A 7,499-nucleotide genomic window follows, 5' to 3' on the forward strand; every position below is an offset into this window, starting at 1 on the left:
TGGGCGCGGAGCGGGCGCGGGCGGCGCCGGCGGCACCGGCGGAGCGGCCGGCGGGCGCCTGGGAGGAGCTGGCGCGGCGCTGGCTCGCCCGCCTCCGGGAGGGCACCGGGCTGCCCTTCGAGCTCCGCCAGCGCCTGGTGCGGACGCTGGTGCAGGAGGTGGAGGTGGGGGAGGAGCGGGTCCGGCTGCGGGTGCGCGTGGCTTCCTGCGGCGGCGAGGCGGGGGCGCCGCTCCCCGATCCCGGGCGCGCCGGCGCCCCGCCCGGTTGAGGAAGGAAGGACCGCGGGGGCGCCGTCATCGACTTCGAGATCCTGATGTACCTGCGGCAGAAGAGGAAGTCGCGGAACGAGGTCTTCCTCCACGACCCGGTGGGCCAGGACCGGGACGGGAACGAGATCGCGCTCATCGACGTCCTCGAGGACGGCTCGGAGCCCGTCATCGACATCATCGCCAACCGCTGGAGCGCCGGGCGGGTGAAGGCCCTCCTGGAGTCGCTGGGGCCCAGGGAGCGCCAGGTGCTGGAGCTGCGCTACGGCCTGCGCGGCGGCGAGCGGCTGACGCAGCGGCAGGTGGCGCGCCAGCTGGGCATCTCGCGCTCGTACGTCTCCCGCCTGGAGAAGCGGGCGGTGCGGCAGGTGCGGCAGGCCTGGCAGGCGATGCAGCACGGCGACCCGCGCACGGCCGGCCGGGCCCGCGGGAAGGCCCAGTCCGGCAGGTCCGGCGGGGGAGGGGAGCCCGGCTCGCCCAGCGGGGCCGGGCGTCCGGACGGGGAGAGGGGCGGGCGTTGAGCCGGCGGCCGCGCGGGCCGGCCGCCTCTTCTCAGGTGCGGAGCGCGCCCGAGCGGAGGCGGGAGGTGGCCCAGAGAGCCAGCGCCGCCACCAGGAGGACGGCCACCGCCAGGGTGAACCAGTGGAAGTAGGGCTGGATCGCCGCCCAGTGCTGGCCCAGCAGCGTGCCCGCCCAGAGCAGGCCCACCGTCCAGGGCAGCGAGCCGGCCACCGAGTAGAGGGTGAAGGTCGCCGGCGACATGCGCGCCGCGCCGGCCGGCAGCGAGATGAGGCCGCGCATGACGGGCACCATGCGGGCGAAGAAGACGGCGGCCGGGCCGTAGCGGCGGAACCAGGCCTCCGCCCGGTCCAGGTCGGCGGGCTTGAGGAGCACGTAGCGCCCCCAGCGCTCCACGAAGGGGCGCCCGCCGTACCGCCCCACGGCATAGAGGCCCAGGTAGCCGGCGGCGCCGCCCACCGTCGAGGCCAGCGCCGCCTCCAGGAAGCCCATCCGCCCCTGGTCGACGAGCCAGCCCGCGAAGGGCAGCAGCACCTCGCTGGGCAGGGGTGCCCCGGCGCTCTCCAGCGCCATCCCCACCAGCAGGCCCGGGTAGCCCAGCGTCGCCATGGCCGTCAGGACGGCCTGGAGGATGCTCGCGATCCACTCGCCCATGCCCCGCCCCCCTGATCCCCGCCCGGCATGCGCTACCCTGGAGGAGAGCCGGATCGGCCTCCCGCGAGGCGGTCTCGAGGCGCGCCCAGCGCGCCGGCTTTCCGGGGACTTCTACGGCTGGCGCCGGAGGAAGCATACCAGATCCCGCTCCCTCCTCCGAGGCGGAGGGGGAGGCGCGGCAGGGAGGGAGAGGCGGAGGGTGCTCGAGGTCGAGATGGAGAGCCTGCTGGCGGGCCTGGCCGCCCACGGCCCCTGGCGTCGCCTGGCCGGCGGGCGGGCCGGCCAGCTCGAGGCGACGGGCGGCGCTGGAGCGCCGCGGCCGCTCGTGCGCCTCACCGGGTGCGAGAGGGCGGTCGGCTGGCGCTTCGAGGGGAGCGCCGCCTCGCTCCTCGTGCAGGCGGCCATGGACCGGACCGCGGAGCTCCTGTCCGCGCTCCGCGCCTCGCTGGCGGAGGGGCCGGGAGCCGGCCTCGCGCTCCGCCTCGGCCTCGAGGCGGCCGGCGGCGGGCCGCACGGCGGTCGCCGCGCCCGTCCGGGGGAGGGGGGCCCCCGCCTGGAGTTGCTCCTGCCGCCGGAGCCGGCGGAGGCCGCCGCCGGGACGCCCGCCGGGGCGGTCCTGCTCCTGCGCGGCTGGGCGCAGGGCGGCGCCCTCCTGGAGGGGCGGCGCGCCGAGGTGCTGCTCGTCCAGGCGCGCGGCACGGGGGACGGCGAGGGGCCGGCGGCGGCGGCGCTGGCCGCGGCGGCGGACGGCTGGCTCGCCCGCCGCGTCTGGATCGACTTCGTCCTGGGCTCCGCCCGCCGGGCGCCCGCCCACCGGAGCGTGCGCTGAGATGGGGGGAGGGGGGTGCAGGGCTTCCTGGCTCGTGCCGGACGAGGCGGTAGAGCGGCTCGAGCAGGTCGACCCCGTCCGGCTGCGGGCCATGGGCGTGCGCGGCCTCATCGTCGACCTGGACAACACCCTGACCGACTGGAACGCGCCCGAGCTTCCGCCCGAGTCGCGCGCCTGGCTGGAGCGCGTGCGGCGGGCGGGCCTGGGTGTCTGCCTGCTCTCCAACAACCGGAGCGGCCGCGTCCTGGCCATCGCGCGCGCGGAGCGGCTGGCGGGCGGCGTGGCCAACGCGGCCAAGCCCTGGCCCGGCGGCTTCCGCCGCGCGCTGGCCTGCCTGGGGCTCGGGCCGGCGGAGGTGGCCGTCATCGGCGACCAGCTCTTCACCGACGTGCTGGGCGGCCGCCTGGCCGGCTGCCGCACCGTCTGGGTGCGGCCCCGCAGCCCGCGCGAGTTCGCCGGCACGCGCCTCCTCCGCCGCCTGGAGGCGCTCTGGATGGCGCGGCTGCGCCGGCTGGGGCGCCTGCCGGAGACGGGCGGCGGGCCGGAGGCGGCGGGCGGCGGGATCCGGTCCCAACCCGATTCGCCGGCGGAGGAGCGCCGCTAGATTCGAGGCGGGGGGATCGGTCCCTTGCCGGGGGCTCGGCGGAGCGTGGGCTGGCGGCTGGTCCTCTCGCTCTCGCTGGCCCTGCTCCTCGTCTGGTCGGTCTACATCTGGTGGGACGCGCGCGAGCGCCAGGCGCAGATCCGCGACGACCTGGCCATGCGCTGCCGCCTGACCGCCTCCCAGTTCCTGGCCGTCCGCGCCTTCATGGCCGAGACCTCCCCGCGCCCCTCCCAGCCCCAGGAAGGCGAGAGCTTCCGCCACCTCACCCCGGACGCAGTGCGCGAGGCGATCGACGTCAGCTTCCCGGGACTGCACGGCGTCCGCATCCGCGAGGTCTGGAAGACGCCGGGCGCGGGCGCGCCCGCGCCGGCGGCCGACGAGGAACGGGCGCTGGAGGCCTTCGCCCGCGACGCGGAGCTGCGCGAGGTGGTGGAGGAGGACCGGTCGGCGGGCCTCTACAGCTACATGGCCCCCATCCGCGTCGACCAGGGCTGCCTGCGCTGCCACGGCGCCCCGGCTCCGGCCGCCGCGCGCGCAAGCGCGGCCGCGCCGGCGGGCGGCGCGGGCGGCACCGCGCCCTCCCGGCCGCCCGTCTTCCGGCTGGGCGACCTGGCCGGGCTCATCCGCATCGACGTACCGCTCGCCCCCTTCCAGGACCGGCTCGTCCACGCCACGCTGGGCCTGACGGCCTTTGGCGCCGCCATCCTGCTGCTGACGGTCGCCCTGGTCACCTTCATGGTCCGGCGGACGGTCGTCGCCCCGCTGGGCGAGCTGGCGGAGGCCGCCGCCCGCCTCGGCCAGGGCGACCTGCGCGACCCCGGCCTCTCCGGCGGCGCCCTGGAGATCGGCATCCTGCAGCAGACGCTCAACCGGACGGCGGCCGAGCTGCGCACGCTCTACGCCGGTCTGGAGGAGCGGGTGGAGGAGCGGACGCGCGCGCTGCGCGAGGCCAACGAGCGGCTGGAGCGGGTCAACGCCGAGCTGGCGCGGGCCAACGCCGCCAAGAGCGAGTTCCTGGCGCGCATCAGCCACGAGCTGAAGACCCCGCTGGCGGCCATCCTCGGCTACGCCGAGCTGCTGGCGGAGGGACGCCAGGGGGCGGTGACGCCGGCGCAGCAGGAGTACCTGGCCGGCATCCTGGCCCACGGCCGGGCGCTTCTGCTCAGCATCGACCGCATCCTGGAGACCACGCGCGTGGAGTCGGGCAAGGTGACGCTCCGCCCGGAGCTGGTCCAGCCGCAGGAGCTGATGGCGCGGGTGCAGGCCGAGATGGCGGTGGCCGCCCAGCGCAAGGGGATCCGCTTCGAGACCGACTTCGACGAGGTGCCGGCGGTGATGGCGGACGAGACGCGGGTCTGCCGCACCCTGGAGAGCCTGGTGGAGAACGCGGTCAAGTTCTCGCCGCCGGGCGGGCGCATCCGCCTCTGGCTCCGCTACGTCGCTTCCTCGGACTCGGTCCTGGCGGGGGTCGAGGACGAGGGACCGGGCATCGAACCCGACGAGCAGGAGCGCATCTTCGAGCCTTTCGAGCAGGGACGCCAGGCCGGGGGCCGCGGCACCGGGCTCGGGCTCAGCCTGGCCCGCCGCTACGCCGAGCTGCATGGCGGCTCGCTCTGGCTGGCCAGCCTGCCCGGCCGGGGCAGCACCTTCGTCCTGCGCCTGCCCGTCCGCCAGCGGCGGCGGGCGGGGGGCGCGGGCGAGAGGAGGGAGGGCGCCGATGGCGCGTAGGGAGGGCCTGCACATCCTGGTGGTGGACGACGAGCCGGCCATCCGCCAGGTGGTGCACGACCGGCTGAGCCAGGAAGGCTACCGTGTCTCGGCGGTGGCCAGCGCGGAGGAGGCGCTGGCGCTGCTGGAGCGGGAGAGGCCCGACTTGGCCATCGTCGACCTGATGCTGCCGGGGCTCGACGGTTTCACGCTCTGCGAGCGCATCCGGGAACGCTCCGACCTGCCCATCCTGGTCCTGACCGCCCGTTCCGAGGAGTTCGACAAGGTGGTCGGCTTCCGCCTGGGCGTCGACGACTACGTGACCAAGCCCTTCAGCCCCTCCGAGCTGGCGCTCCGCGTCCAGGCCATCCTGCGCCGCACGTGCCCGGGACGGGAGGAGCCGGAGAGGCTCCTCCGCTCGGGCCCGCTCACCGTCGACCCGGCGCGGCGCCTGGTCCTCCTCGACGGGAAGGTGGTGGAGCTCTCGGCGCGCGAGTTCGACCTGCTCTACGTCCTGGCCTCGCATCCGGGCTACGTGCTGACGCGCGAGCAGCTCCTCGACCTGGTCTGGGGCTCGGACCTGGCCGCCGACGGCAACAACGTCACCGTCGCCATCAGCCGCCTGCGCGAGAAGCTGTCGAGCGTCCGCCCCGGCTTCGACTGCATCCAGACGGTCCGCGGCGTCGGCTACCGCTTCCGGGTGGACGTCGAAGCCGCCGCGCCGGGGTTGGGGGAGGCTCCCGGAGCGCCCTGAGCGTTGGGGTGTCTTCCCCCGTCCCTCGCCGGCAAGCCAGTGCCGGCCAAGTGGCGGCCAAGCGCAAGACTTTCGTAAGGCACGCACCCTTCTCCGGCAAGATCCGCCCGGTAGGGTGGTGAGCCGGGGGAGGATTCGTGAGGAAGCCCGACCATCGCCGTTCCTCCGGCTCCGCGGCCGCCCGGGGCGGCTGGTGGGAGACCGGCCTGGCCCTGGCGCTGGTGGTCGCGCTGGACCGCCTGGGCTGGCTGCCGCGCCTGGGCGACGGCCTCGCCCCGGCCGCGGCCGGCGCCCCGGCGCCCGCGACGGGCGCGGGCCTGCTGCTCGTCCTGCTGACGCTCCTGGTCGGCCTCGCCGACCTTCTTCGCCAGCAGGAAGCGACGCCGCCGGATCGAAATGGCTCGAAGATTGCCGATCCCCTGCCAATCCTGGGGGAGTCTGGCGTCGCGCCCCGCTTGGACCGGGAAAAGGCGGCCGGCTCGGGAGTGGGTTCCGCGTGGAGGATCTGGCGGCATGGCTGAGGCGGGCGGTGGAGCACGGCGCCTCCGACTTGCACCTGACTGTCGAATCCCCGCCCGTCCTGCGTGTCAACGGTGAGCTCGTCGACCTGGAGGGCCCGCGCCTGCGCCCCGAGGACGTGCGCCGCCTGCTCGAGCCGGTCCTCGACGAGCGGAGCCGCGCCGCGCTGGAGCGGGAGGGACAGGTGGACTTCGCCTACAGCCTTCCCGGCGTCGGTCGCTTCCGCGTCAACGTCTACCGCCAGCGCGGCTCGCTGGCGGCTGCCCTGCGCCTCATCCCCATGCACGTCCCGCCGCTGGAGAGCCTGGGCCTGCCGGCCTCGGTGGACGCCTTCTGCGAGCTCGCCCAGGGGCTGGTGCTGGTAACCGGGCCCACCGGCCACGGCAAGTCGACCACGCTGGCCGCCATGGTCGACCGGATCAACCACAGCCGCCGCGCCCACGTGGTGACGCTGGAGGACCCCATCGAGTACCTTCACCGGCACGACCGCAGCCTAGTCGACCAGCGCGAGATCGGCCTGGACGCGCCCAGCTTCGCCGCCGGCCTGCGCGCCGCGCTGCGCGAGGACCCGGACGTGATCATGGTGGGGGAGATGCGCGACCTGGAGACCATCGCCATCGCCCTGACTGCCGCCGAGACGGGCCACCTGGTGCTGGCGACGCTGCACACGCCCAGCGCGCCGCTGGCGGTGGACCGCATCGTCGACGTCTTCCCCGCCGAGCAGCAGAACCAGGTGCGCGTCCAGCTGGCCGGCGTCCTGGAGGGCATCGTCGCCCAGCGCCTCGTCCCCTCCAGCGACGGGCGCCGGCGCTACCCGGTGGCCGAGGTGCTGGTGGCCACCCACGCGGTCCGCAACCTGATCCGCGAGGGGAAGACGGCGCAGCTGGCCTCGGTGATGGAGAGCTCGCGCCAGCAGGGCATGGTGACGCTCCGCGAGAGCGCCGGCCGCCTGCTGGCCGGCGGCCTGGTGACGCCCGAGGCGCTCGTGCGGGCGGGCGTCCGGCCGTGACGCCGCCGCTGGCGGCGGCCCCGCCCGGCGCTGCGAACGGCCTCCTGCTCCTCGCCGGCGCGGTCGGCCTCGCCGCAGGAAGCTTCCTCGACACCGTCATCGACCGCTGGCCCCGCGGCGAGTCGCTCCTCCGCCCGCCCTCGCACTGCGAGAGCTGCGGCCGCCGGCTGAGGGCGGCGGAGCTGGTGCCGGTGGCCAGCTGGCTCTGGTTGCGCGGGCGCTGCCGCACCTGCGGCGCGCCCATCGGCTGGCGGGCGCCGGCGGTGGAGGGGGCGACGGCGCTCCTCTTCGCCGCCGTGGCGGCCCGGGCGCGCACCTGGGGCGAACTGCTCCTGGGCCTGGGGATGGCGGCGCTCCTGGTGGTGGCCGCAGGCGTCGACCTGCGGGTGCGCCTCATCCCCGACGGGGCCAACGCCCTGGCCGCCGCCTGGGCGGCGGGCGTCGGCCTCCTGGCGCGGGGGGCGGGCTTCTGGCCGCATCTGGCGACGGGGGCGGCGGCGGGGCTGCTCTTCGCGCTGATCGCGCTCCTCAGCCGGGGCGGGCTGGGGGGCGGCGACGTCAAGCTGGCGGCGGTGCTGGGTCTCTACCTGGGGCCGGCGTCGACGGCGGTGGCGCTCTTCGCCGCCGCCGTCCTGGG

General features: G+C 76.3%; 10 protein-coding genes. 9 read left to right on the top strand and 1 reads right to left on the bottom strand.

From position 1 onward, the window contains the following. A partial coding sequence (locus K6U79_10110; GenBank protein ID MCL6522705.1) for a hypothetical protein occupies positions 1-269 on the top strand: 269 nt, incomplete at its 5' end. A gap of 45 nt (positions 270-314) precedes the next feature. Beyond that, complete coding sequence (locus K6U79_10115; protein MCL6522706.1) at positions 315-788, top strand: sigma-70 family RNA polymerase sigma factor; 474 nt, start codon at positions 315-317, stop codon at positions 786-788. Positions 789-819: 31 nt separating this feature from the next. Here K6U79_10115 and K6U79_10120 read toward each other — a convergent pair whose 3' ends face one another. Then, the gene (locus K6U79_10120; protein MCL6522707.1) at positions 820-1,440 is read right to left on the bottom strand and encodes a DedA family protein; all 621 of its coding nucleotides are present in this window, start codon (positions 1,438-1,440) and stop codon (positions 820-822) included. 199 nt (positions 1,441-1,639) lie between these two features. On the opposite strand from K6U79_10120, the gene K6U79_10125 reads away from it, so the two are divergent. The 7 genes from K6U79_10125 to K6U79_10155 all read left to right on the top strand — a co-directional run. Continuing rightward, on the top strand, positions 1,640-2,269 hold the full coding sequence (locus K6U79_10125) for a hypothetical protein (GenBank protein ID MCL6522708.1): 630 nt from the start codon (positions 1,640-1,642) through the stop codon (positions 2,267-2,269). A 1-nt stretch (position 2,270) separates the two neighbouring features. Then, a complete protein-coding gene (locus K6U79_10130) occupies positions 2,271-2,873 on the top strand; it encodes a YqeG family HAD IIIA-type phosphatase (GenBank protein MCL6522709.1) in 603 nt (200 codons plus the stop codon). A 24-nt stretch (positions 2,874-2,897) separates the two neighbouring features. Next, positions 2,898-4,601 carry a DUF3365 domain-containing protein gene (locus tag K6U79_10135; GenBank protein ID MCL6522710.1) on the top strand — a complete coding sequence of 568 codons (1,704 nt, stop codon included), beginning with the start codon at positions 2,898-2,900 and terminating at the stop codon, positions 4,599-4,601. Further along, positions 4,591-5,334, top strand: coding sequence for a response regulator transcription factor (locus K6U79_10140; protein ID MCL6522711.1), 744 nt, complete (start codon positions 4,591-4,593; stop codon positions 5,332-5,334). The genes K6U79_10135 and K6U79_10140 overlap by 11 nt, the downstream gene beginning before the upstream one ends. Positions 5,335-5,471: 137 nt before the next feature. Beyond that, positions 5,472-5,855 (top strand): hypothetical protein, encoded by a 384-nt coding sequence (locus K6U79_10145; GenBank protein ID MCL6522712.1) that lies wholly within the window; start codon positions 5,472-5,474, stop codon positions 5,853-5,855. Further along, positions 5,831-6,862: a type IV pilus twitching motility protein PilT gene (locus K6U79_10150; GenBank protein ID MCL6522713.1), complete on the top strand. Its 1,032-nt coding sequence runs from the start codon at positions 5,831-5,833 to the stop codon at positions 6,860-6,862. Before K6U79_10145 ends, K6U79_10150 begins: the two co-directional genes overlap by 25 nt. A gap of 8 nt (positions 6,863-6,870) precedes the next feature. Next, a partial coding sequence (locus tag K6U79_10155; GenBank protein ID MCL6522714.1) for a prepilin peptidase occupies positions 6,871-7,499 on the top strand: 629 nt, incomplete at its 3' end.

Source organism: Bacillota bacterium (assembly GCA_023511835.1).
Taxonomy (GTDB): Bacteria; Bacillota; Sulfobacillia; order JAIMAT01; family JAIMAT01; genus JAIMAT01.